This is a genomic window from Gluconacetobacter sacchari, assembly GCF_014174255.1.
Classification (GTDB): Bacteria; Pseudomonadota; Alphaproteobacteria; order Acetobacterales; family Acetobacteraceae; genus Gluconacetobacter; species Gluconacetobacter sacchari.
In genome coordinates this window covers 23,530-45,917 of sequence record NZ_JABEQJ010000023.1, presented here as the reverse complement: position 1 = coordinate 45,917, position 22,388 = coordinate 23,530, and the positions used below count along the sequence as shown (strand labels likewise).

Below are 22,388 nucleotides of genomic sequence, written 5' to 3'. Positions count from 1 at the left end.
GCGATATCAGTCCATAATGCCCAAAAAAAGGCCGACCGATGATGGACAGGTGCCGCACGTCATTCCTCACTCCGAGAAGGACCGATCGGCGGCAATCTCGGAACAAGGAACGTCCGTGCGCCACGGACGATCCAATTCGTCACACATCTTAACGAAAAAATTTTGCCGTCCGGGCGCTGTGCGCCCGCCATTCTCCCGCTAAACGACTGTTATGAAATCGTTCTTCCCATACGCGGCCTGACCCGCGATCGCGGACAGGTCAGGGCTGGCGGTCCGACCCGGCGCTCGTCGGGTCGCGGCCTGCGGCGGGGCTTTCCCCGGTTTGGAGGTCCCTGCGGCGGATGCGGGGGAGCATGCCGATACCGGCGGCCCCGTCCGGACCAGCCCCCTCCACCCGATTGCGCCCCCGCTGCTTGGCGCGATAGAGGGCGGTGTCGGCCAGCGCCATCTGCTCGCCGAGAGGCCGGTCGGGAATGGTGGCGGCCGCATAGCCGATACTGACCGTGGCCGGCAGATCGCCGGACAGCGGCACCCGCTCGAAGGTGGCACGCACTCGTTCGGCCAGCGCCCCCAGCGCGTCACGGGACGGAAGGCTGACCGCCGCGGCGAACTCCTCGCCACCGATCCGGCCGAAGACCGCGTCGGTGCCCAGGACCGCCGTCGCCACGGTACTGAAATGCGCGATCACGCGGTCACCCGTCGCATGACCGAACGTATCGTTGACCCGCTTGAAATGGTCGATGTCGAACAGCAGGATCCCGCGCTGCGGCACCGTCTCCGCCATCTGCCAGAATCCCCGCCGGTTCAGCACGCCGGTCATGTCGTCGCGCAGAGCCGCCGCCCGCGCCTGGAGGATGGACCGTTCGGCGACCAGCATCAGCATCAGCCCCGGCCACAGCACGACATAGGTCAGCATCTCGAAGGGAATGGTCGCGGCCATGACGGGCAGCCAGGATGCCAGTACCGGCGATCCCACCAGGATCGCCCGGGCGATGCAACTGACGACATGCAGCACGCAGACACCGATCAGCACCTGGTGCGAGCGGGTTGCGCGAGGAAGCCGGATCAACTGGTACAGCGCCAGCAGCACCAGCACGATCGCCATGGCCATCGCGATCTCCACCCGCATGACGAGCGAATGCCGGAAGTGCGGCAGGGTGTAAAAGCCCAGCCAGATCACGACCGGGGCCGCCAGGCCGGGCCATGACAGCCGCTTGCCGTCCAGCCGGACGGTCGCCTGCCAGAACAGGGCCAGCGCAAAGAGCAGGAGGCCATTGCCCAGCGGTACGGCAATGACATCCGGCACCTGCGGGCGCATCACCACCAGCGGAATCCCCACCGCCGCGGCAAACGTCCCGATCTCCAGCAGGCGCAGGGTCGGCTCGGGATGATATTGGCGGGCAACCCGGCACAGAAACCCGACCAGCAGCGAGACAAGCGCGATGGACGGCCCGGTGGGCAGGGTGGCGAGGAACATGAAGAACGGATATCCCGATCCATATTGAGGCGTCATCATACCGTCATACGCCCCCCATTCCACCCGGCTGCCCCACGGCGCGCGGCCGGGTCACTCCGCCGGCCGGATATCGTCCAGCCGGTCCAGCCGCCACAGGGATGGAAACAGGCGTATCCATAGCAGCGTGACCGCGATCGTGCCGATGCCGCCCAGCACCACCGCCTCCACCGGACCGATCAGGCTGGCCAGCATGCCGCTCTCGAACTCGCCCAGTTGGTTCGACGATCCGATGAACAGCATGTTCACCGCCGAAACCCGGCCGCGCATCTCGTCCGGCGTGCGCAACTGCACCAACGCGCCGCGCACGACCACGCTGATGACATCGGCGCCCCCCAGCACCGCCAGCGCCGCGACCGACAGCACCAGCGACCGGGACAGGCCGAAGACGATCGTCGCGACACCAAAGACGGTAACGGCGGCGAACATCGCTTCCCCCGCCCGGCGCTTCAGCGGCCAGCGGGCGAAGATCACGGCGACCAGCAGCGCCCCCAGCGCCGGCGCCATCCGCAGAACACCCAGGCCGGTCGGCCCGGCATGCAGGATCGCATCGGCATAGAGCGGCAGCATCGCGGTCGCGCCGCCCAGCAGCACCGCGAACAGGTCCAGCGAGATCGCCCCCATCATCTCGGGATTCCTGCGGATGAAATGGAGTCCTCCCAGGACGGTTTCCAGCGTCATGGGCCGCCGGACCCGTGCCGGAAAATCCAGCCGCATGAACAGGGTGGCCACCGCGGCCAGCCCGAAGCCGGCCGTGCAGACGCTGTAGCAGAGCGCGGCCCCGACGCCATACAGCAGCCCACCCAACGACGGCCCCATGATCGAGGCCACCTGAAACAGCGACGACGACAGCGCCGCCGCGCGCGCGAACAACGCGGGCGGCACCAGCGCCGGCAGGAAGGTCTGCTGGCTGGGCATCTCGAACGCGCGGGCGGTCCCGAACAGCGCGACCATGGCGTAGATCATGCCGGGGGTCAGCCAGCCGCCGAACGACCCGATCGCCATCACCAGCGCCCCGCAGGACTCCAGCGCCTGGCACGTCGCGGTGATCAGGCGGCGGTCGAAATGATCGGCCGCATGCCCCGCCAGCAGCGTGAGGCAGAACATGGGGGCGAACTGCGCCAGCCCCACCCAGCCGAGCGCGCTCGCGCTGTGGGTCAGCATGTAGATCTGCCACCCGACCGCGACGGCCTGAACCTGCGACGAGAACGAGGACAAGGTCCGCGCCGCCAGAAAGACGGCAAAGCCCCGATGGCTGAACAGAGGCGCCGGCGGCTGTATCGGCGTCGCGGACGACGCCGGCGTGTCGTCCTCCCGGTCGGAATGATCTGGCATGGTGGGCGGACAATAGCCGGCTGGCCGCCTTTTTCCATCCATTGTCTTCGGCACCGCGTCACGGCACGCCGATCCGGCGGTCATGGCCGCGCGAACCGTTTGCAAATCCGCCGCCACGCGGGCAAAACCGTTCCATGACAGAACCCGTCCCATCCGGCCCGCTGCCTCCCACGGATATCGAGACTTTCGCGCGCCTCGACATCCGCGTCGGCACGATCGTGGAAGCCCGGCCTTTTCCAGCGGCCCGCAAGCCCGCCTACCAGTTATGGATCGATTTCGGGCCGCAGATCGGCGTGAAGCGCTCGTCGGCGCAGGTCACGGTCCACTACACGCCCGATACGCTGGTCGGCCGGCAGGTCTGCGCGGTCGTCAACTTCCCGGCGCGCCAGATCGGACCGTTCCTGAGCGAGGTCCTGACCTTGGGCATGCCCGACAGGCAGGGCGACGTCGTCCTGATCAAACCCGACCTGACCGTGCCAGATGGAGGAAAGCTGTTCTGATGGCCACCAACTACGCGACCGTAACCTGGGACCAGCTTCATCGCGACGCCCGCCAGTTGGCCGAAATCCTGATCCCGCGCGGGCCGTTCAAGGGAATCGTGGCGGTCACCCGGGGCGGCCTGATTCCTGCGGCCATCATCGCGCGGGAAATCGACTGCCGGTTGATCGAAACGATCTCGGTCGTGACCTATGACGAGGAAGCACAGGGCCACCCCGAGGTCCTGAAGGCACCCGCCGCCGCCGGCGACGGCGAGGGCTTCCTGATCATCGACGACTTGGTCGATTCCGGCGTCACCGCCCAGATCGTGCGCCAGCACCTGCCCAAGGCCCTGTTCGCCTGCCTGTACGCCAAACCGTCCGGCAAGCCGCTGACCGACCTGTTCGTGGTCGAGGTGCCGCAGGAGACCTGGGTGCTGTTCCCCTGGGACACCGCGCCCCTGTTCATCCCGCCTCTGGCCCGCAAGGGCGGCCCGGCAGCCTGACCCCGGACGGCCCGTTCCGCGCGCGGCAAGGGAAAAATTTCGTGGGGCGCTTGTCAGCGCGGCCAAGGACTCATAGCTTCGGCCCAGGTTCGGGGCGTGGCGCAGCCTGGTAGCGCGCGTGTTTTGGGTACACGAGGCCCCCGGTTCGAGTCCGGGCGCCCCGACCAGCAGAGCAGAATGCAGAATAGAATAAAGATGGAATAGGGAGTTTCGTTGCATGCGGGCCCGAATCTACAGGCAGGCGAAAACGGCGACCCAGTCCGGCCAGGCGAACACTCACGACTGGATTCTGGAATATGGCCAGACCCGGCCCCGCCAGCAGGACCCGCTGATGGGCTGGACCGGCAGCCGCGACACCCGCTCGCAGCTCCGCCTGCACTTCCCCGACTGCGAGAGCGCCGTCGCCTATGCCGACCGCCACGCGGTTCCCTACGACCTGGAACGACCGGTGGCGCGGGTGCGCAAGCCGAAACTCTATGCCGACAATTTCCGCTCCGACCGGGTCCAGAACTGGACGCATTGACTGCACTCTGGCAGAAGAAACTCCGGTGCGCATGCGCCCTTAGCTCAGTTGGATAGAGCAACAGCCTTCTAAGCTGTGGGTCGCTGGTTCGAATCCAGCAGGGCGCGCCGGAGAGGTGGCCGAGTGGTTTAAGGCAGCGGTCTTGAAAACCGCCGTACGTGCAAGCGTACCGTGGGTTCGAATCCCACCCTCTCCGCCAGTTCAGTCCCTGAGTGGGCACTGAGTTTACGCCGCTTTTTCCGGTAAGCGCCTGAAGCAGCCGCGTCTTCGATCCCATGATCCGAACCTCGCCGTCCGCGACCTCGACACGCTGGGCGAGCGCGCGCAGGTGGTCGCGGCGGTAGCCGCCGCCTTCGAGGCGGATACGCTGGCGGGCTGTCTTGGCGAAGGTGCGGACCATTTGCGGGGTGATGGCCTTGGAGCCGGAGTTGTCGAGCATGGCCTGGGCGCGCTCGGCATCGGCCTTCGCCTGATCGTGGGTAGCCTTCAGGCCGTCGATGCGGTCTTTCAGGGCCGGATCGTCGATGTCGGCCACGCCCGCCTCAATGGCGTCGTAGAGGCGTTTCAGGCGTAGCTCCGACTCGGACGCACGCTTGTTCAGTTCGGCGATGTGCTCGCGGCGGCGCTCGGAATGCTCCTGCCGCCGGTCGAGAACGCTGGCGAGGATGGTTTCAATTCGCTCGGGCTGGAGAAGCTGATCTTCCAGATGGCTGGCGACAAGATCGTCCAGCTTTTCCATCGGCACGGCCATGCCCTCGCAGGCGGTCGGTCCCTGACGCGCCTTCATGGAGCAAGCATAGTAGCGATAGCGCCCACCCTTGCCGGTGCGGATGGTCATGGCCCCGCCGCACTTGGCGCAATGGATAAGGCCGGTCAGCATGGTCGGGCCGCTGATGACGGCGGAAGGGATGACCTTGGGGTTGCGAGCCTTCAAGAGCGCCTGCACCGTGTCGAACGTCTCCCGGTCGATGATCGGCGGCACCGGAACCGTGACGATCTCGCTGACGGGTTTCAGCTCCTTGGTCTTGCTGCGCTTGTTGAACTCATGCTCGCCCATATAGGTGCGGCGGGTCAGGATGCGGTGAACCTGGCCGATGCCCCAGCGCCCGCCGTCGCGGGTGAAGATACGGCGGCTGTTGAGATACGAGACGATGTTCTTGACGCCCATCTGCCCGGTCGTGCCGTCGCCTTCCAGGGCGAGGCGATAGATCAGCCGCACCGTGTCGGCGTGGAGCGGGTCGATCTCCAGCTTCTTCTTGGTCTTGGCCCCGCGCTGCTCGGCCGCGACGACACGATAGCCGATGGGCGGCAGCGAGCCGTTCCAGAAGCCCTGCCGGGCGTTCTCCTTCAAAGCCCGTATGACATGCTTGGCGTTTTCCTTGGACTGGTATTCGTCGAACAGCGCCATGATCTGCCGCATCATGACGTGCATGGGGTCATCCCCCATTTCCTGCGTGATCGAAACGAGCTTCACGCCGTTCTTCGCCAGCTTGCGGACGTAGAACTCAAGCTCGAAATGATCGCGGAAGAAACGGCTGAACGAGTGAACCACGACGACGTCGAACGGCGCGGGTTTAGACGTGCCCGCCTCGATCATCCGCTGGAACTCCGGGCGGCGGTCGTTGGTGGCGGATGCGCCTGGCTCCACATAGGTTTCGACAAGCTGATAGCCGCGTGAGGCGCAGTAGGCTTCGCCCTGCCGCTTCTGGTCGGGGATCGAAACATCATGCTCGGCCTGCCGCGCTGTTGAGACACGCAGGTAGAGGGCGGCGCGCAGAGGGATTGTGGAAGCGGTCATGCCGGGCCTCCTTGTGCAGCCGCTTCGTCAGGCGACAACACGGCGACGCCGAACGGCAGGAAATGCTTTGTGTTGCGGGTGACAACGATGAGTTCATGCGCTGCGGCGGTCCCGGCAATCACTGCGTCAGCCATGCCGGGGTCGTGACCGGCCGCAAGCGCCTTCGCTTCCAGCCGCCCGCCAATAGCGGCGGCCTGCGCATCGAAGCCAATGATCTTGTCATCGTATGTGGAGACAAGTCCACTGAGCCATGCTTTCAGGCTCGCGGCCTTCGCCGTTGCCCCCTTGTGGTCAAGGAGCGCGATTCCCTTCTCGATCTCATGGATGGAGACGACCGACAGAAATAGCCGTCCATCGGCGTCCATGCGATCCAGCCAGGTGAGGAAGTCAGCGGATGCTTCCGCCTTCGACGGCGCCAGCATGGAAACGACGTTGGTGTCGAGAAGGAAGCCGCTCAAAGCTCGACATCCCGCGATGGTTTGCGGTTGCGCGGGAACTCTCCGCCTGGGAACGTCCTGAGATAGCTGACAAGGCCCGCCCGTTTGCGCGTCAGCGCCTTGCGCGCAATCTCCGCCGCCTCGACCGAAACCAGGGCCGCAACGGGCTTGCCATGACGGGTGATGGTCACGATCTCTCCTTTGACGGCTTCATCGACCAGGCTGGAAAATCCAGCCTTGGCGTCTCTGAGGTTGATGGTCAGCATGTTGCACCTCCATATGTAGACATATGTGACTACATGTAATCTATTGGAGGGCGGATTTCAACGTCGATTTCGACGCTTGGAGCGTCAGCCGCCAGAACCGAACAACTCGTCGAACAGGTCGCCGAACCATTGCTCGAACACCTCGATCTCGGCTTCCGTGACCGGAACGGGATCGGGCTAGTCGTCGGTAACGGTCCAGGTCGAGAGGTCATGTTTCGGCGGCCTGCCGGGGAACGGCCACGGATAGCCCAACAGCGCCTCAAGCTGCTCGGATGCCGTGGGCGGCCTGACGCGCCGGGCGCGGGAGCGCGCGCCGCGATCAGACGGCATCGAGGCCGCGCCCGCTTCCTGGCCGGCATGCCACGGGGTTGGCGACCCATCGGTCGATGTCGGATTCCCGCCAGCCCGCGCCGTTGATGCTGATCTTGATCTGGGGCGGGAACGTACCCTCGGCGATCTTGCGGTAGATGGTGGACCTTGAGAGACCCGTCCGGTCGCGGACGGTGTCCATGCGGATGATACGGTCTGGTTGGCGCATGGCCGCGATGCCTCCTGCTGACTGTTTCTGAGAACTTCCAAGTCAGGCAAGAGCAATGATTTGTTGTTACACAATAGATATTTAGGCGCCGTAGTAGTGTGGCGAAAAAAAGGCGGTAAATAGGATGGTTCTACAGCCCGAGACCCCGGCCCCGGCCAAGCCCGAACGTGAGGGTGAGGTCGCGGCCGACGCCCATCCCCGAATCGAATGCGATGCCGAGTTCGCGCTTGCGGCCAGCCAGAAGGGACTCCATCTGCGGGTCGCGTTCGAGACTGTGCGCCATGTTGCCCATCTCCGCCCGCGCGGCCCTATGGCCGGCATAGTCGCCCGCCGCATACCGTTGGTCGCTGGTCCTGTGGAGATTCTGCCAGCGTTCCACGAAGCGGTCGGCGCGCAGGCCGGGATCGGTGCGTAGCTCGGTTTCCAGTTGCAGGGCGCGGATGGCGCGCCGCGTGTTGCCTGACGCCGCCTCCGTCGCAAGCTCCGGGTTCTTCTTGTAGGCCGCTTCGGCATCATGCGAGCCGTAGGGGCGCACCTCCTCGAACCGCTGGCGCGCCTCCTGCAATTCCCTAACCTGATCGGGGCTGGCCTTGCCGCCCTGCTCCTGCGCCGCGAAGATCGCATCGACGGTGCGGGCATGGCGGACGAGCGCCCGGCCACGGGCGCGGCGCAACGCCGCCTCCGGGTCTTCCTCCACCTTCCTTTCCGGCCCCTGTCCGCCTTCGGCGGGCAGGCGCAGCCCGTCGAACATGCCGCGCACCTTTTCGGGAACTTGGCGCACGATCTCGACACCCCGCTCCACCCGCTCGCGGAAGGTGATGCCGCGCCGCTCGGCGTAGTCACGGGCGGGTTCGTAGTCGCTCGCCATGTCCTTGGAGCGGTCGCGCGACAGGGTGTTGATGAGTTTGTCCTGGCTGGCGAAGTCGTCGCGGCCATAGTGCAGGTCCATGCCGTCGCGGTGACGCGACAGGGCGACATAGCTGCCGTGAGCGTCCAGGCCCGGTGTCGCCAGAATATGGGCGCGGTCCACCGTCATGCCCTGCGCCTTATGGATCGTGGCGGCATAGCCGTGGTCGATGCGATTGTAGTCCTTCATGTCGAACGCGACATCGCGGCCGTCATCGGTGCGGACGGTCATGCTCTGCGCGCTGACCTGCTCGATAGTCCCGAGCGTGCCGTTCTTTACGCCAAGGCCGCGCTCGTTAGCCAAGAACATCACGCGGTCGCCGGGGGCGAAGGTTCGTGCGCCACGCTCGACCGTGATGCGCACGTCCTCGCCAAGATCGCCAGCTTCCCGCATCCGCCCACGCGCCGCCTCGTTGAGCACGCGCACCTCGTCGTTGGTGTGGGTGAGGATGATGCGGCTGCTGTCTGGTGCGGCCTGCCGGTCGCGGTCCCAGCGGTCGATCAAATCGTCACGCGCCTGTTCCCGCGTCTGCGCGGCATGGACCATGCCGTGACTGTCATAGACATGGATCGCATCGCCGGTCCTGCCGGTTGCCAAGTCGCGGGTGGCATCGCGCTGCCAGTCCTCGCGCTGGCGATGCACCTCGCCGATCTCCGCCCCGCCGTGGCGCTCGAAGATCGAGCAGAACGCCGCGCCCGCTTCAATGGATTGCAACTGCTGCGGATCGCCGACCAGCACGACCTTGGCGCCGGCCTCGGCGGCATGGGACAGAACGCGCTCCAACTGCCGCGTGCCGACCATGCCCGCCTCGTCGATGACAAGCACATCGCGGGACGTGATTACGTCGAGGCCCTGTCCCCAGCCGTGTTCCATGCTGGCGATGGTGCGCGACGCGATGCCCGATCCGCTTTCCAGATTCTCGGCGGCGATGCCGGACAGCGCGACGCCCCGGACCTCGTAGCCAGCCGCTTCCCAGGCTTCGCGCGCCACACCCAGCATCGCGCTCTTTCCCGTCCCGGCATAGCCGACGACAATGCCGAGATCGCGCCCATCCGTGACATGCGCCAGAGCGTCGACCTGCTCGTCAGACAGGACAAGACCGCGATCCGCCGCGTGGGCCAATGCGGCTTTGCGGTCGCTACCGCTGACCTCATGACGTTCCCGTTCCGCCATCATCGTGGCGGCGCGGTGCAGGCGCTGCTCGGTCTCGATCATCTCGCGGGTGGTGAAGCGGTCCTCGCCGCGTCCATCCGCGCCGAGTTCGACCAACTCGGGCGCGCTCCGCATCGCGCCCATGACTGCGTTGAACTGCTCGATCCCGTCGCTGTGCCGATGCGCGAACATCGCCATGTCGCGCCGCGTGAAGGTCGATTGCTGGTGGGTGATCGCGTCGAACGCCACCGAAGGATCGGCGATGATCCGCTCGCCGTTGGCCCGTGCGATCTCGCGGTGTTCGTCCGCGCGGTCGGCCTCAAGCCCGGCGGCTTCCATGCGCTGCGCGGGTGCGCCAATCTTCGATTGCGGCTCAAGGCCGATGCCCTGCGCTTCCAGGCTCCGATGGTCGATGCGCGCGTCGATGTCGAGTTCGGCCAGCCGCTCGTTGACGTGATCGGCCCAACGCTCGCGCCAATGCTCGACCAGCTCCGTGCGGTTCCAGTCCCGCACCTTCTGGCCGAAACCATCCTCGCTCACCTCGCGCATGGTCAGCATGACATGGGCATGGGGCTTGGGCGTCCCGTCCTCGGCCATGTCCCAATGCACATTGAGGTCGGCGATCATGCCCTGATCGACAAACTCCGCCTGCACGAAGTCGCGGGCGAGTTCGACGCCCTGCGCTTGCGTCATCTCGTGCGGAAGGGCGAACTCGATCTCACGAGAAAGTTGGGCGTCCTTCCTCTTCTCGAACGCCTCTACATCGTTCCAAAGCCGTTCGCGGTCGCGCCATTTGCTCCGGCGCGTTCTCCGGTAGCATGACCTCGGAATGGACGACGCCGGACTTATTCGAGAAGTCGTGGTCGCGGTCCAGCCGGTCGTCGCGCAGCCGCGAGGCCGAACGGTAGGCGGCGGAGGCCACCGCGCTGGAGCCGGATTTGCGGCCGATGACCTTGACGTGAAGATGATAGATCGCCATCGCGATCCGAACATCATCACAGCGAAGCGCACGTCGGAACGACGTATAAGCGCGCCCTCGAAACTAATTTCTCGGGACAGCCCGCGCCGCGTCAGCTCGTCCCGGCGACCTTACAGCATTGTGGTAGGCGCTCAACTATCATCGCTTCATCGACAGCTTATGGAGGATATGATGCGCAAGCCACGGGACTTTGACGCGGAACTGAAGTCACTGGAAGACAAGACGCGAGACCTGAAAGCCCGCAAGGTACAGCAACTCGGCGAGTTGGTCATCTTGACCGGCGCCGACGCCCTCAGCGCCGAGGAACTGGCGGGCGCGCTGATCGTGCTGGCCGAAACCAAGGACGCCGGAAAGAGGGAGGCATGGGCGAAACGCGGGGCCGCGTTCTTTCAAGGGCGGGCACGGCGATCTGCATCTCCGCCTGACCGCGACTCGGGCGGCGCTGCGACGCAACCAGGCGGCGCGCAATCGGCATCAAACGGTGCAAGCACGTCATGACATGCGCACCTGGCAGGTCAAACGTCGCAAGCGGACGCGGCATTTGATCGAACTCGGCGGCCTTGTCGTCAAGGCCGGTATCGTGGACCTGACCAGCGATGATCGCGCCATGATCTACGGCGCGCTGCTCTGGATGGCCGACAGGCTCAAAAGCGAGCAGGGTGAACACGCACGGGCGCTCTGGACCGCGAAGGGAAAGCAGGCGTTCGAGGATAACTGAGCATCAGCAGCGCCATAGGACACGCCCCTTCGATGGCGTTGCGGTCAGGGAAAGAGAACGCACGCCAACGCATCGACCAGCTCGCCCCGTTTGGCATCGGGCAGCTTGGCAAGGTTGCACTGTTTCCACATGACGGCGGGCAAATGCTGCGCTTCCGGTATCCCGAGAAGCGTCCAATCCGGTTCGCCTCGTTTGAAGCCGACAAGGAACCGCCGGTGATCTTCAGGCATGGCGGCGCCCATCGCAGCGATGCAGGCCGCTGGGTTCTTCCGTGCGGGCTCTGTCTCGGGTCGTTCGCGTTTCTAGGGTATGAGCAACAGTTTGCCCGTCGTGACGCGGCGTTCCATATCAGCATGGGCTTTCGCCGCATCCGCCAGCGGATATTCGCCGCCGATCCGAATCTTGAGGTTGCCCTCGATAAGCCAGTCGAACAGCCGGGCCGAACGGGCGCGGAATAGTTCGGGCGTGTGGATATGGTCGTAGAAGGTAGGGTAACCGATCTTGATACTCTTCGGGAGCGTCATGATGTCGATCGGGCCAGGACCGCCCAGAACGGGGCCATACCAGCAGAAAGTGCCTGAAATCCGGAGCGCATCAAGCGAGCCCTGGAAAGTTTTCGGGCCGGAGCCGTCGTAGACGACGTGCACGCCTTCGCCTCCCGACAGACGAATCGCTTCGTCGGCGAACCGGCCTTCGGTATCGATGATGATGTCATCTGCGCCAGCCTCCTTGGCCACCGCGATCTTGCTCCGCGAAGAGACCCGGCCGATGACATGGCCGCCCCTCAACTTGATGATCTGTGTCAGGAGCAGACCGAGGCCACCGGCGGCCGCGTGGACAAGCGCAATGTCACCTGACTGCACAGGGTAGAAATCCGTCGCGAAGTGGCTGGCGGTCAGCCCCTGCATCATCACCGCCGCAGCGGTCCGGTCATCGATCTCGTCCGGTACAGTTACAAGCGCGGCAGCCGGGATTACAGCCTTTTCGGCATAGCTGCCGGGCGAATAAACCCAAGCCACGCGCTGGCCGCGCTGGATGTCATCGACACCTTGGCCAACTGCCAGAACACGGCCGACGCCTTCGACGCCCAGTATCTTCGGGTCAGGCGTCTCGCGCCACGCGGTGCCGCGGCGGACCCCTATATCCATGAAGTTGACGCCGGCGACTGCGATCTTGACGAGTGCCTCGCCCGGGCCTGGCATCGGGTCTGAGCGCTCGACAAACTCGATCACCTCAGGTCCGCCCGTTCGGGTCATGACAATGGCTTTCATTGCACATCTCCATTTTCTGTAACTGTCGCTCGCACGCCGACTTGGCCGAAGGTGCGCAACTCCTCGTCGCTGATGCCGCCGCGTGCGGCTGTCCCGAAAGGACATGCGGGCGAGGCGCTATGTCAGCTCGTGTCTGGACGCGGCTAGTCCATAGTCGGTTCGCAGCGCCTCGGCCGCGCGCTCACCGATGATGACGCAAGGCGCCATCGTGTTCCCGGTCGTTATGCGGGGCATGATCGAGGCGTCCGCCACACGAAGATTGGTAACCCCGTACACCTTGAGTTGGCTGTCGACGACCGACATGCCGTCACGACCCATCTTGGCGGTGCCGCACAAATGCCAGAAGCTGGTGGCTGCATTTCGCACGAAATCTTCCAGTTCGGCACTCTTCAAAGTCCCCGGCATCACTTCCCGTTTCACAAAAGGACGCAGAGGAGCCGAATTGCCGATCTCACGGCAGAACTCGACGCAAGCGATCGCCGTCTTCATGTCATCCATATCGGCCAGCACGTTCGCTTCGATACGAACGGGGTCGAGCGGATCGCGACCGCTTAGACGTAGACGGCCTCTGCTTCTCGGATGCGCGACGCCTCCCAACAATATCCAACCTGCCGAAGGCAGTCCGAACCTCGCTGCGTTCTCCGGAGTCGATTTCGGAACCTCGGCCTCGCAGATGAGAATGTCCGGACAGGTCAGCTCTGATCTGCTTTTCCAAAAGATGATCGCCTCCGACATAGTGTTGCGCGGCGGCAAGGACTCCTGATATTCCCAGATGCAGTCGAATGCGACGTGGTCCTGAAGATTCTGGCCCACACCCGGCAGATGCGCGACGACGGGAAGTCCGAGCCTTTCCAAATCCGCCCGATCGCCAATGCCGGATTGCATTAGAACTTTGGGCGTATGAATTGCGCCGAGCGAAAGCACCACCTCAAGGCAGGCTGCGATCTTCAGCATCTCTCCCTTCCGCGCGATCTCGACGCCGGTGGCGCGCTTTCCATCGAACGTCACACGGACAACCAGCGCCTCGGTCAGAACCGTCAGGTTCGGCCTGTCCATGTAGGGATAGACATATGAGCGGAATATCGACTCTCGCAGTCCGTTGCGCGCGCGCACATCTGTGATGGATGCGCCGCCATCACTTTCCATCATGCGGCCGTTGGGGGTTTCGTATGTCGGGATGCCGATTGCGCGCGCCCCGTTCACCGTGGCGGGGGCAAGGGGATTGGGATCGGGCGCCGGCTCCACGAACACTAATCCTCCCGCGCCGCGGTAGTCCGGGTCGGGCGTGCCCCGCCAGTCTTCAATACGGCGATAGAGTTTCAGAACCGAGTCGTAACTCCAGGCCGGATCACCTGCCGCTGATGCGAAGGAATCCCAGTCCTGTTTGTGCCCCCGAGCCCAAACCATGACGTTGATGCTGGAGCCGCCGCCGAGAACCTTGCCCATCGAGTAGGGAATCGAGCGCCCGTTAATGTGCGGATTGGGTTCGCCTTGAAAGCCCCAATCCCTCTCGCTTCCGAGATTCAAGGGCCATTGATTTGCCTGAATGACGGCCGGAACGTCGTCGCTGGATCCGGCCTCAATCAGCAGCACGCTGACGTTGGGATTCTCCGCGAGCCTGCGCGCGACCACCGAGCCGGAAGAACCGGAGCCGCACACGATAAAGTCATACTGCAATCGCAGTTCGCGTCCTAACTCGTGCTGGTTGCGCCGGAGGCGTTCGGCGAACTCATCGAACTCGGATGTTACCGACATATTCTGATCCTCGCTGGAGAATGCTCACTCTGCCGCAGCGGCCTTCTCGATCAGTCTTGCGACTCGTCCGGGATTGGACACCATCACCACATGCGAGGCGCCTTTGATCACGACGGTTTCTCTTGAGTGGGCGCGTGCGGCCATGAAAGCGGAAGCTTCCGGCGGGATGTTCTTGTCCTTGTCGCCATAGACGAACCAGGCCGGAATGGTCTTCCACGCCGGCGCTGTCTCCGGCTCGTTGAGCGCGGCTTCGGTGATCGGTCGCTGCGTGGCGGCCATCAACCGCGCATCGGCCTCCGAAACATCTGCCGCGAATTGATCGTGGAATTTGTCCCGCCGGATGTAGAGATCGATTCCACCGCCGGACAGCGTCACCGGCGGCGCAAGCGTTGGAGCAAGCGTGCTGCCTGGAAACTTGCCCGCAAGCCCGGCGGCTGTCTCGCCAACGTCCGGTGCGAATGCCGCAACGTAGACCAGCCCCTTGACATCGGCGTGGCCGTTGGCGGCTTCGCTGATGACAGAGCCGCCATAAGAATGACCCACCAGGACAACGGGCGATTTGATGCCGGACAGAATATCGGAGATGTATTTCGAGTCGGTCCGGACGCCACGCAGAGGATTGGCGGCGGCTACGACGGGATAACCGTCCTTCTCAAGTATTCCAATGACGCCGTTCCAGCTCGATGCGTCGGCGAATGCGCCATGCACCAGGATAATGGTGGGCTTGTCGGGCTGCGCGCGTGCGCTGGAATTGCTGAGTATGGCGGCAGTTATTGCCAGTCCTGCGAAGAGCTTGTTCATCTGAGTAATTCCTTTCATGGAGCGTCGCTTTGCTGCGGAAAATCAGTGGACACGCTCAGCGCACGCCATTGCTTGAGGTCGTCCAGCTTTTTGAGATCAGCCTGCTCGATGATCTTCACGGCATCGCTTCCAAGCGGCAGTCGGAACGGCGGCTGTTCCATCGCGGCTATCTCAAGAATGGCCTGTGCCGCGCGCGTCGGGTCGCCGGGCTGCCGGCCGTCATATGTCCGCTGCAAGCGTGCGGTTGCGCCCACGACCTCGTCATATTCGGGACGCCCCTCCTTCAGCATGGTCGAGGATCCCGCGAAGTCGGTCCGAAAGCCTCCTGGCTCGATTACCGTGACCCTGACCCCGATCAGGGCCATTTCCTGCGCGAGCACTTCGGAGAAACCTTCGATGCCCCATTTCGCCGCGGAATAGGGGGCGCGGCCTGGCGCGCCGATACGCCCGCCGACGGACGAGAACTGGATGATATGGCCGCCGCGCTGTTCGCGCATGACGGGGATCGCGGCCTTCGTCACGATGATCGTGCCGAACAGGTTCGTCTCGATCTGCTGGCGGAAATCATCCAGCTCCGTGTCCTCGACCGAATTGACATTGCCGTAGCCGGCATTGTTGACGAGGACGTCGATGCCTCCGAAGCTGTCCACGGCGACACGAACGGCCGCCTGCGCGGCGATAGGGTCAGTCACGTCCAACGCGAATGTCCGGATGGCATCGCCATAGCACTTCGCAAGATCACTCAGTCGCGCAGGCTCTCGGGCTGTAGCCACAAGCCGATGGCCGGCTTGCAGAACAGCCTCGGACAGGGCACGGCCGAGGCCACGCGAGCTTCCAGTGATGAGCCATCGTTGCGACATAGCTTGCTCTTTCAGGTTGATTTCCGGCGTGCCGTTATCCGTTCGCGGCCGCGTTACGGCGCGAACCGGGTGAAGACGAAGTCGTGTCCCCTGACGCGGGCTTCGTGGCAGGCAAAACAGGTTTGGTGCTGCGCCTCATCGACCGGCTTGCCGCCGATGAATCGGCCGAATCCCCAGCCGCCGGTGGCGGCGTATTTTTTCGAGTCCTTGACCATCACCTGGACGGTGGTGGCAACCCCTGGAACGGTCGCGGGTTCGAACTCCGTGGATCGCATCTGCTTCCAGGCGAGCTTGACGAGGACCGTTCCGTCCGGGAACGGCAACGTACCGGCGCGATAGGCATCGATCGCCATGCTGTTTCCGACGACAGCGCGAAGCTCGTCGAGGGGTTCCGCCTCAAGTGCCGGCGCGATCAACTCCCATTGCCGGTATCCCTCGGGGACGGTGACACCGTAGATCGGCGCCGCGTCTTTGCTCTTCGTATCGCCTTTGGCCCCGGAGATCATTACAAAGACGAGCGACACCAGCGCCGCGACGACGCATGGCAGGAGGTAGAGAGGCTTCATTGGAAAGCTCCGCCGGGTGCGTGATCAAAACCTATCGACATCGATGACCGCCTGCGCGAAGGCTTGAGGCGCCTCTTGCGGCAGGTTGTGGCCGATGCCGCCCGTGATCAGCCGGTGCTCGTATCTGCCGGAGAACTTCCTGGCGTAAGCTGCCGGATCGGGATGCGGCGCGCCGTTCGCGTCGCCTTCCATGGTGATCGTCGGCACTCCGATCGCCGGCAACTCTGCGAGCTTCCCTTCCAAGTCATCATATTTCGGCTCGCCTTGCGCCAGGCCAAGCCGCCAACGATAGTTATGAATCGAGACGGCAACATGGTCGGGATTGTCGAACGCAGCAGCCGAGCGGTCGAAGGTGGCGTCGTCGAAGGCCCATTTTGGCGACGCGAGCTCCCAGATCAGGCGGACGAAATCGTGCGTGTATTTCTCATAGCCGGCCCGGCCACGCTCGGTGGCGAAGTAGTATTGATACCACCACTGCAATTCGGCCTTGGGCGGCAGCGGCGCCCGGTTCAGTTCCTGGCTGCCAATGAGATAGCCGCTCACGGAAACCATCGCCTTGCAGCGCTCAGGCCAAAGAGCGGCGACGATATTGGCCGTTCGCGCACCCCAATCGTAGCCGGCAACGGTCGCCTTCTCGATCTTGAGCGCATCCATAAAGGCGATAATGTCGGCTCCGAGCGCGGCTTGCTGGCCGTTGCGAGGCGTTTCGCTTGAAAGGAAACGGGTCGTGCCGTAACCGCGAAGATACGGGATGATGACCCGGTATCCGGCCGAGGCCAGCAACGGCGCGACATCCACATAGCTGTGAATGTCATAAGGCCAGCCATGTAGCAGAATAACGGCGGGTCCGTTGTCAGGACCGTCCTCGGCATATCCGACGTTCAACACGCCAGCCTCGATTTGCTTGAGCGCGCGGAACGATGTGTGTGTCCCCGGCATGGTTGTCAGCAGCTTCGATGACGTCTTCGTAGACTGTGCGTTTGCGGTCCCGCTCATGCCAAGCTGCGCGACGGCGATGGTCATGGCCGCGGCTCCAAAAAGGCGACGGCGCAAATAATCGATTTGCTCGGGCTTCGTGGTCGTATCCATTGGTGAATCTCCTTCGAGGGGCAGTGGATTCGGTTGGCAGGCGGCTCGCAGGAAGCGTCCTCAGAGGAGATTGATCGCGATGTCGATGTTGCCGCGTGTGGCTTTGGAGTACGGGCAGGTCTGATGCGCGGCATCCACGACAGCCTGGGCAGTTGCTCGGTCGAGACCAGGCAGGCTCACATTGAGGCGCGCGCCGAGGAAATAGCCGCCATCAGCGGCATTCAGATCAACTTCCGCATCGATCGCCAGATCAGCAGGCAGCGCGACGTTCATCTTGCGGGCGGCAATCACCATCGCGCCCTCGAAGCAGGCCGACCAGCCGGCGGCGAAGAGCTGTTCCGGATTGGTGCCGCTGCCTGGACCTCCAGGCGTTGAAAGCCTGATATCCAGCCGGCCATCGGAGCTGCGAGAGGCTCCGTCCCGGCCGCCTGTTGTGCGAACCTTTGCAGTGTAAAGCGATTTGGCCTGTGCGGTCATTGATCTCTGTTCCTCTTGGAGAGAAGGGGTGCGGTCAGCGCAGCGGCCTGAAGGCCGCCCGAACCTCTTGCGTGAAAAGCTGTGGCTGCTCCCACGCCGCGAAATGGCCGCCGTTGTTCACCTCGCTGAAGTAGAAGAGGTTCTTGTAGCAGCGCTCGGCCCAGGTTCTGGGCGCGCGGAAAATCTCGCCGGGAAAGACGCTCACAGCGACCGGCACGTCGATGACGCCGCGCGCGTTGAAGTTGTTGGAGTGGTCTTCCCAGTAGATTCGGGCCGCCGATGCACCGGTCCCCGTCAGCCAGTAAAGCGAGATATCGTCGAGGATTTCGTCGCGGGTTAGGACACGCTCGGGCTGGCCGCCGCTATAGGTCCATTGGGCAATCTTCTCGTACATCCAAGCGGACATGCCGACCGGGGAGTCGACCAGCGAATAGCCTATGGTCTGCGGCCGGGTGTTCATCATCGCTGCGTAGGCGGAGTTGTCGCGATAGAAGGCTTCCAACTGGTCGAAGGCTCCGCGCTCTACGGCCGAAAGGCTGGTCGGGGCCGGGTCCCCCGCGGCCAGTATCTTGGCGATCTCAGCTGGAACCACAGCCGGCATGTTGAGGTGGATGCCGAGCAGACCGGGCACCTTCTGCAGCGCCATGCGCTGGGAGATCACCGAACCGCAGTCGCCGCCTTGGCTGACGAAGCGATCATAGCCCAGGCGCCGCATCAGCATGGACCAGACGCGGCCGATATGGTCCGAGCCCCAACCCGTTTCCGCCGGCTTACCGGAGAAGCCGAAGCCAGGGATCGAGGGCACGACGAGGTGGAAGGCATCCCCGACCGAACCGCCATGCGTGACGGGATCGGTAAGAGGACCGACGACCTTCATGAACTCCAGGATCGAGCCGGGCCAACCATGCGTCATGATCATCGGCATGGCGTTCGCATGCGTCGAACGGACATGGATGAAGTGAATGTCGAGGCCGTCGATCTCTGTGAGGAACATCGGCAGCGCGTTCAGGTGCGCCTCGACCTTCCGCCAGTCATAGTCGGTCATCCAGTAGCGGACGAGTTCCTGGAGTCTCGCCAGTTCAACTCCTTGGGACTGATCCGTGACAGTTTCCCGCATCGGCCATCGCGTCTCCGCTAGACGCCGGCGCAGCCCGATAATCTCGTCGTCCGGAATATCGACGCGGAAGGGCCGGATGGCTTCGCTCTTGACACCAGCCTGCGCCGCCACGGGAACCGCTCGGAGGGCGCTAGCAGCCGCCATCCCGGCAAGTAGGGTGCGCCGCGTGAGCGGCAGCGTCGGTGCGGGCATGAGCGTTCTCCATGCGTCAGCAGAAGGTCTTGCTGCGTCAACACATAGACAGAGATCGACCGATGCACCCGTTATGCGTTATTATGAGGTGTTAGCGCTTGCCAGAAGCAGCAAGTCTTGGACCCGAAATTCCTGCAACGCTGGCCGGTAGCCCAAGGCGCACGCGACCTTGAAGGATGATGTTCGACAATGCCGAAAATGTGGATGACCGAAGAAATCGCGTTTGGCCCATTTACGCTGATTGTGGATGAGCGGCTCCTGCTACGGCAAGGGGCGCCTGTCGACCTGGGCGCGCGTGCTTTCGACATCCTGACTGCTTTGGCGACGCGCCCGAATGAAGTGGTCACGAAGGCAGATTTGCTGGCGCGCGTATGGCCCGATGTCACGGTCGAGGAAGGCAGCCTGCGGTTTCACATCGCCAACCTGCGAAAGGCAATGGGCGATGGCAAGGACGGCGCCCGTTACATCACCACCCTGGCGGGGCGCGGCTATTGTTTCGTGGCGCCGGTTTGGCGATCTGGCGGTCGTGAAGATGTGCAAAGCGAAGTTGCGACGGGCTATCCACACGCCAATTTGCCGAGCCGTCTGACCCGGATAGTCGGGCGAACCGATGATACTGCCTCGCTCTCGGCGCAACTTACCGCAACGCGCTTCGTTACGATTGTAGGCGTGGGCGGAGTCGGCAAGACTACTGTCGCGGTGGCTGTGGGGCATGCTCTGATTGAGACGTTCGCAGGCGCCGCGCATCTCGTCGATCTCGGTGCGCTGAGTGATCCCAATCTTGTTGCGACGACCGTGGCCTCAATGCTCGGTTTGTCGCTCGAATCCGACGATGCCGTCTCGGGCCTACTCGCATATCTGGCGAGCAGGCGAATTCTCCTGATTCTCGACACCTGCGAGCATGTCATCGATGCGGCCGCAGAGTTGGCTGCACGTATCTTCGCCGCAGCGCCTGAAGCCCACATTCTGGCAACGAGCCGTGAGCCGCTCAATGTCGAGGGCGAGCATGTCTACAGGCTCGCGCCACTGGCATATCCGCCCGATGATCCGGCGATCACCGCGGCGATCGTGCAGGGGTTCCCGGCAGCCCAACTGTTCATGGAACGCGCCGTGGCGAGCGGCGCCCGTCTCGACCTCGATGAGGCGAATGCGATGGTCGTGGCCGGCATCTGCCGAAAACTCGATGGCGTGCCGCTCGCGATCGAGCTGGCAGCCGGACGAGTCGCAAGCTTTGGGTTGCAAGAAACCGCAGCCCTTCTCGATGAGCGCCTGACCTTGCTCTGGCCGGGCCAGCGCATGGCGCCCCTGCGTCAGAAGACCCTCCAGGCCACACTGGATTGGAGCTACGGGCTTCTTTCTGAGTTCGAGCGTCTCGCGCTTCGCCGGCTCGCCGTATTCGTAGGCCACTTTTCAGTTGAGGCCGCGCTCGCGGTCGTGGCCGGCCCTGACATTGACAAGGCGCTTGTGTTCAGCGCCATCGACAGCCTCGTCGGCAAGTCGATGGTCGCAACAAGGCCCACCGGCGCGACGATGCGCTACCGGCTGCTCGACACGACGCGCGCTTACGCCCTCCAGATCGACATCGACGACACTGAGGTCACCGATTTAGCCGCGCGTCATGCTGCCCACTACTTGCGATGGCTGGAGGAGACGGGAGCCGAATGGCCGACCTTGTCGAGCGCAGCGCAACGCTCGCAGCACCTTGCCGGCCTCGCCAATGTGCGGGCGGCTCTGGAATGGTGCTTTGGACCCACGGGGAACACCAAAATCGGTATTCGGCTCGCCGTTGCCGCCGCTCCGGTTCTTCTGTCGATGTCTCTTTTGACCGAATGTCATCGTTGGACAGCCCGAGCGATCGAGGCGCTCCACGACGCCGGAAGTGCTGGGCGCGAGGAGATGCATCTTCAGGCGGCTCTCGGAGTATCCCTGATGTTCACGCGCGGAGGAAGGGATGCCGCCCGCGAGGCCTTAAACATAAGCTTCGTCCTTGCCGAAGAGCACGGCAATACCCTTGACCAGATCCAGGTTCTCGGCCCGCTTCAGATGTTCTACCTGCGCACTGGAGAGTTCAAAACAGCGCTGACTTATGCAGAGCGCTGTTCCGACCTCGCCGGAATCCTTGGAGATTCGGTCTCCACCACCTTGGCGCATTCGTTGATGGGAATCTCGCTTCACCTCAGCGGAGAACTCGGCCGAGCGCAAACAGCGCTCGAAGCGGCGTTGCGATGCGGGCCGCGCGCCGACCGGACAACGACGGACTATCTCGGCTTCGACGGGCGGCTTCTAGCCGGTGCGATCCTGGCCCGAACACTTTGGCTGAGAGGCCACCCGGATCGGGCGGTGGAGCGGGCCCTCCTGACAATCGAGGATGCAGAGACCCTGGACCATCCTCTGACGCTCTCCATCGCTCTTGTTTGGGCTGTTTCGGTATTCCTCTGGGTCGGTGATCTCGCGCGTGCTGAGGAGCATATCGACCGTCTTTTCGCGCGTGCCACCCTTCATTCTCTCGGCCCCTATCTCGCGGTAGGGCGCGGCTTCCAGGGGGAACTCGCCATCCGGCGAGGCGACGCCGACGCTGGGGTCAGGAGTTTGCAACACGGTCTCACCGAGCTTCACACTGCACCCTATGAACTGCTCACGACGCCGCTCAACATCGCGCTCGTTCAGGGCCTCGGGGCAACGCGTCGCTTCGCGGAAGCGCTCGCACTAATCGACGAGACGATCCAATCGGTCGAAGCGAATGGCGATCTCTGCTACATGCCGGAATTGCTGCGCGTGAAGGCCAACCTTGCTCTCGCAACGTCACGGCCTGACACCGATGAGGCAGAAACATACTTTGCGCGGTCGCTAGAACATAGCCGTCATCAGGGCGCTCGCGCATGGGAGTTACGCACCGCTATCGACCTCGCGGGCCTTCTAGCTGCTCGCAATGAGCGCAGGCATGCCCGAGAGATTCTTGATCCACCGTTCGAGAGCTTCACGGAGGGGTTGGATACGGTTGATCTGAAGGCTGCGGCAAGCCTCTTGGTGACACTAAGCTAATTTCGGCCTTTATCCGGCCTGATCACTCACCAAGATGGAATCCAGCACTATTCATGTTTCCATCCTGCTT

At 63.6% G+C, this 22,388-nt stretch carries 24 protein-coding genes, 3 tRNA genes and 1 pseudogene; 10 read left to right on the top strand and 18 right to left on the bottom strand.

Annotated features, from left to right (window positions below):
- Positions 1-259: 259 nt before the first annotated feature.
- The gene (locus tag HLH48_RS16070) at positions 260-1,477 is read right to left on the bottom strand and encodes a GGDEF domain-containing protein (RefSeq protein ID WP_182998493.1); all 1,218 of its coding nucleotides are present in this window, start codon (positions 1,475-1,477) and stop codon (positions 260-262) included.
- 90 nt (positions 1,478-1,567) lie between these two features.
- Positions 1,568-2,848 carry an MFS transporter gene (locus HLH48_RS16065; protein WP_182998492.1) on the bottom strand — a complete coding sequence of 427 codons (1,281 nt, stop codon included), beginning with the start codon at positions 2,846-2,848 and terminating at the stop codon, positions 1,568-1,570.
- A 134-nt stretch (positions 2,849-2,982) separates the two neighbouring features.
- Here HLH48_RS16065 and HLH48_RS16060 point away from each other — a divergent pair, with 134 nt between their 5' ends.
- The 7 genes from HLH48_RS16060 to HLH48_RS16030 all read left to right on the top strand — a co-directional run bounded on the left by HLH48_RS16060 (position 2,983) and on the right by HLH48_RS16030 (position 4,927).
- Positions 2,983-3,348 (top strand): tRNA-binding protein, encoded by a 366-nt coding sequence (locus HLH48_RS16060; protein WP_182998491.1) that lies wholly within the window; start codon positions 2,983-2,985, stop codon positions 3,346-3,348.
- A complete protein-coding gene (gene gpt, locus HLH48_RS16055; protein WP_182998490.1) occupies positions 3,348-3,830 on the top strand; it encodes a xanthine phosphoribosyltransferase in 483 nt (160 codons plus the stop codon). The genes HLH48_RS16060 and gpt overlap by 1 nt, the downstream gene beginning before the upstream one ends.
- A 90-nt stretch (positions 3,831-3,920) precedes the next feature.
- Positions 3,921-3,997 (top strand) — tRNA-Pro (locus HLH48_RS16050).
- A gap of 50 nt (positions 3,998-4,047) precedes the next feature.
- Positions 4,048-4,353: an ETC complex I subunit gene (locus HLH48_RS16045; RefSeq protein ID WP_182998489.1), complete on the top strand. Its 306-nt coding sequence runs from the start codon at positions 4,048-4,050 to the stop codon at positions 4,351-4,353.
- A gap of 33 nt (positions 4,354-4,386) precedes the next feature.
- A tRNA-Arg gene (locus tag HLH48_RS16040) sits at positions 4,387-4,460 on the top strand.
- A gap of 2 nt (positions 4,461-4,462) precedes the next feature.
- Positions 4,463-4,552, top strand: a tRNA-Ser gene (locus HLH48_RS16035).
- 129 nt (positions 4,553-4,681) lie between these two features.
- Positions 4,682-4,927: a hypothetical protein gene (locus HLH48_RS16030; RefSeq protein WP_182998488.1), complete on the top strand. Its 246-nt coding sequence runs from the start codon at positions 4,682-4,684 to the stop codon at positions 4,925-4,927.
- 189 nt (positions 4,928-5,116) lie between these two features.
- Here HLH48_RS16030 and HLH48_RS23805 read toward each other — a convergent pair.
- From HLH48_RS23805 to HLH48_RS23580, 7 genes and pseudogenes are all read right to left on the bottom strand, one after another.
- Positions 5,117-6,151 (bottom strand): annotated as a pseudogene (locus HLH48_RS23805) (recombinase family protein); the annotation flags it as partial.
- On the bottom strand, positions 6,148-6,609 hold the full coding sequence (locus HLH48_RS16015; protein ID WP_182998487.1) for a type II toxin-antitoxin system VapC family toxin: 462 nt from the start codon (positions 6,607-6,609) through the stop codon (positions 6,148-6,150). The gene HLH48_RS16015 and the pseudogene HLH48_RS23805, both read right to left, overlap by 4 nt.
- Complete coding sequence (locus HLH48_RS16010; RefSeq protein WP_149577224.1) at positions 6,606-6,854, bottom strand: type II toxin-antitoxin system Phd/YefM family antitoxin; 249 nt, start codon at positions 6,852-6,854, stop codon at positions 6,606-6,608. The genes HLH48_RS16015 and HLH48_RS16010 overlap by 4 nt, the downstream gene beginning before the upstream one ends.
- A 177-nt stretch (positions 6,855-7,031) precedes the next feature.
- On the bottom strand, positions 7,032-7,184 hold the full coding sequence (locus HLH48_RS23300) for a hypothetical protein (RefSeq protein ID WP_182998523.1): 153 nt from the start codon (positions 7,182-7,184) through the stop codon (positions 7,032-7,034).
- Positions 7,174-7,392, bottom strand: a complete 219-nt coding sequence (locus HLH48_RS16000; RefSeq protein ID WP_182998486.1) for a helix-turn-helix transcriptional regulator — start codon at positions 7,390-7,392, stop codon at positions 7,174-7,176. The genes HLH48_RS23300 and HLH48_RS16000 overlap by 11 nt, the downstream gene beginning before the upstream one ends.
- 130 nt (positions 7,393-7,522) lie before the next feature.
- Positions 7,523-10,282, bottom strand: a complete 2,760-nt coding sequence (gene traA, locus HLH48_RS15995; RefSeq protein ID WP_264812227.1) for a Ti-type conjugative transfer relaxase TraA — start codon at positions 10,280-10,282, stop codon at positions 7,523-7,525.
- Positions 10,170-10,430, bottom strand: a complete 261-nt coding sequence (locus HLH48_RS23580) for a MobA/MobL family protein (RefSeq protein ID WP_264812226.1) — start codon at positions 10,428-10,430, stop codon at positions 10,170-10,172. Before HLH48_RS23580 ends, traA begins: the two co-directional genes overlap by 113 nt.
- 168 nt (positions 10,431-10,598) lie before the next feature.
- Between HLH48_RS23580 and HLH48_RS15990 the strand changes: the two genes are divergently transcribed.
- Positions 10,599-10,928: a conjugal transfer protein TraD gene (locus HLH48_RS15990; protein ID WP_343065431.1), complete on the top strand. Its 330-nt coding sequence runs from the start codon at positions 10,599-10,601 to the stop codon at positions 10,926-10,928.
- 1 nt (position 10,929) lies between these two features.
- Entirely contained in the window at positions 10,930-11,148 is a 219-nt protein-coding gene (locus tag HLH48_RS15985; protein ID WP_182998485.1) for a conjugal transfer protein TraD, read from the top strand.
- 44 nt (positions 11,149-11,192) lie between these two features.
- On the opposite strand, the gene HLH48_RS15980 is transcribed toward HLH48_RS15985, so the two are convergent.
- The 9 genes from HLH48_RS15980 to HLH48_RS15940 all read right to left on the bottom strand — a co-directional run bounded on the left by HLH48_RS15980 (position 11,193) and on the right by HLH48_RS15940 (position 19,276).
- Entirely contained in the window at positions 11,193-11,378 is a 186-nt protein-coding gene (locus HLH48_RS15980; RefSeq protein ID WP_246387395.1) for a hypothetical protein, read from the bottom strand.
- A 72-nt stretch (positions 11,379-11,450) separates the two neighbouring features.
- Complete coding sequence (locus tag HLH48_RS15975) at positions 11,451-12,419, bottom strand: quinone oxidoreductase family protein (protein ID WP_182998484.1); 969 nt, start codon at positions 12,417-12,419, stop codon at positions 11,451-11,453.
- A gap of 117 nt (positions 12,420-12,536) precedes the next feature.
- Positions 12,537-14,174 (bottom strand): GMC family oxidoreductase, encoded by a 1,638-nt coding sequence (locus HLH48_RS15970; RefSeq protein ID WP_182998483.1) that lies wholly within the window; start codon positions 14,172-14,174, stop codon positions 12,537-12,539.
- A gap of 24 nt (positions 14,175-14,198) precedes the next feature.
- On the bottom strand, positions 14,199-14,975 hold the full coding sequence (locus tag HLH48_RS15965) for an alpha/beta fold hydrolase (protein WP_182998482.1): 777 nt from the start codon (positions 14,973-14,975) through the stop codon (positions 14,199-14,201).
- Positions 14,976-14,989: 14 nt separating this feature from the next.
- Entirely contained in the window at positions 14,990-15,835 is an 846-nt protein-coding gene (locus HLH48_RS15960; protein WP_182998481.1) for an oxidoreductase, read from the bottom strand.
- A 53-nt stretch (positions 15,836-15,888) separates the two neighbouring features.
- Positions 15,889-16,401 carry a cytochrome P460 family protein gene (locus HLH48_RS15955; protein ID WP_182998480.1) on the bottom strand — a complete coding sequence of 171 codons (513 nt, stop codon included), beginning with the start codon at positions 16,399-16,401 and terminating at the stop codon, positions 15,889-15,891.
- 24 nt (positions 16,402-16,425) lie between these two features.
- The gene (locus tag HLH48_RS15950) at positions 16,426-17,490 is read right to left on the bottom strand and encodes an alpha/beta fold hydrolase (RefSeq protein WP_182998479.1); all 1,065 of its coding nucleotides are present in this window, start codon (positions 17,488-17,490) and stop codon (positions 16,426-16,428) included.
- Positions 17,491-17,550: 60 nt separating this feature from the next.
- Positions 17,551-17,967, bottom strand: a complete 417-nt coding sequence (locus tag HLH48_RS15945) for an organic hydroperoxide resistance protein (protein ID WP_182998478.1) — start codon at positions 17,965-17,967, stop codon at positions 17,551-17,553.
- 34 nt (positions 17,968-18,001) lie between these two features.
- A complete protein-coding gene (locus HLH48_RS15940) occupies positions 18,002-19,276 on the bottom strand; it encodes an epoxide hydrolase family protein (RefSeq protein WP_182998477.1) in 1,275 nt (424 codons plus the stop codon).
- Between the two features lie 204 nt (positions 19,277-19,480).
- Between HLH48_RS15940 and HLH48_RS15935 the strand changes: the two genes are divergently transcribed.
- On the top strand, positions 19,481-22,318 hold the full coding sequence (locus tag HLH48_RS15935; RefSeq protein WP_182998476.1) for an ATP-binding protein: 2,838 nt from the start codon (positions 19,481-19,483) through the stop codon (positions 22,316-22,318).
- The last annotated feature ends 70 nt before the right edge of the window (positions 22,319-22,388 follow it).

Coding starts and splice junctions, on each gene's coding strand:
- HLH48_RS23580 (WP_264812226.1), bottom strand. CDS start 10,430: ATGGCGATCTATCATCTTCACGTCAAGGTCATCGGCCGCAAATCCGGC.
- gpt (WP_182998490.1), top strand. CDS start 3,348: ATGGCCACCAACTACGCGACCGTAACCTGGGACCAGCTTCATCGCGAC.
- HLH48_RS16070 (WP_182998493.1), bottom strand. CDS start 1,477: ATGTTCCTCGCCACCCTGCCCACCGGGCCGTCCATCGCGCTTGTCTCG.
- HLH48_RS15990 (WP_343065431.1), top strand. CDS start 10,599: ATGATGCGCAAGCCACGGGACTTTGACGCGGAACTGAAGTCACTGGAA.
- HLH48_RS15970 (WP_182998483.1), bottom strand. CDS start 14,174: ATGTCGGTAACATCCGAGTTCGATGAGTTCGCCGAACGCCTCCGGCGC.
- HLH48_RS15975 (WP_182998484.1), bottom strand. CDS start 12,419: ATGAAAGCCATTGTCATGACCCGAACGGGCGGACCTGAGGTGATCGAG.
- HLH48_RS15955 (WP_182998480.1), bottom strand. CDS start 16,401: ATGAAGCCTCTCTACCTCCTGCCATGCGTCGTCGCGGCGCTGGTGTCG.
- HLH48_RS16065 (WP_182998492.1), bottom strand. CDS start 2,848: ATGCCAGATCATTCCGACCGGGAGGACGACACGCCGGCGTCGTCCGCG.
- HLH48_RS16000 (WP_182998486.1), bottom strand. CDS start 7,392: ATGCGCCAACCAGACCGTATCATCCGCATGGACACCGTCCGCGACCGG.
- HLH48_RS15980 (WP_246387395.1), bottom strand. CDS start 11,378: ATGCCTGAAGATCACCGGCGGTTCCTTGTCGGCTTCAAACGAGGCGAA.
- HLH48_RS16045 (WP_182998489.1), top strand. CDS start 4,048: ATGCGGGCCCGAATCTACAGGCAGGCGAAAACGGCGACCCAGTCCGGC.
- HLH48_RS16010 (WP_149577224.1), bottom strand. CDS start 6,854: ATGCTGACCATCAACCTCAGAGACGCCAAGGCTGGATTTTCCAGCCTG.
- HLH48_RS15950 (WP_182998479.1), bottom strand. CDS start 17,490: ATGGATACGACCACGAAGCCCGAGCAAATCGATTATTTGCGCCGTCGC.
- HLH48_RS15935 (WP_182998476.1), top strand. CDS start 19,481: ATGACCGAAGAAATCGCGTTTGGCCCATTTACGCTGATTGTGGATGAG.
- HLH48_RS16060 (WP_182998491.1), top strand. CDS start 2,983: ATGACAGAACCCGTCCCATCCGGCCCGCTGCCTCCCACGGATATCGAG.
- HLH48_RS15940 (WP_182998477.1), bottom strand. CDS start 19,276: ATGCCCGCACCGACGCTGCCGCTCACGCGGCGCACCCTACTTGCCGGG.
- HLH48_RS15945 (WP_182998478.1), bottom strand. CDS start 17,967: ATGACCGCACAGGCCAAATCGCTTTACACTGCAAAGGTTCGCACAACA.
- HLH48_RS15965 (WP_182998482.1), bottom strand. CDS start 14,975: ATGAACAAGCTCTTCGCAGGACTGGCAATAACTGCCGCCATACTCAGC.
- HLH48_RS23300 (WP_182998523.1), bottom strand. CDS start 7,184: ATGCCGTCTGATCGCGGCGCGCGCTCCCGCGCCCGGCGCGTCAGGCCG.
- HLH48_RS15960 (WP_182998481.1), bottom strand. CDS start 15,835: ATGTCGCAACGATGGCTCATCACTGGAAGCTCGCGTGGCCTCGGCCGT.
- HLH48_RS15985 (WP_182998485.1), top strand. CDS start 10,930: ATGCGCACCTGGCAGGTCAAACGTCGCAAGCGGACGCGGCATTTGATC.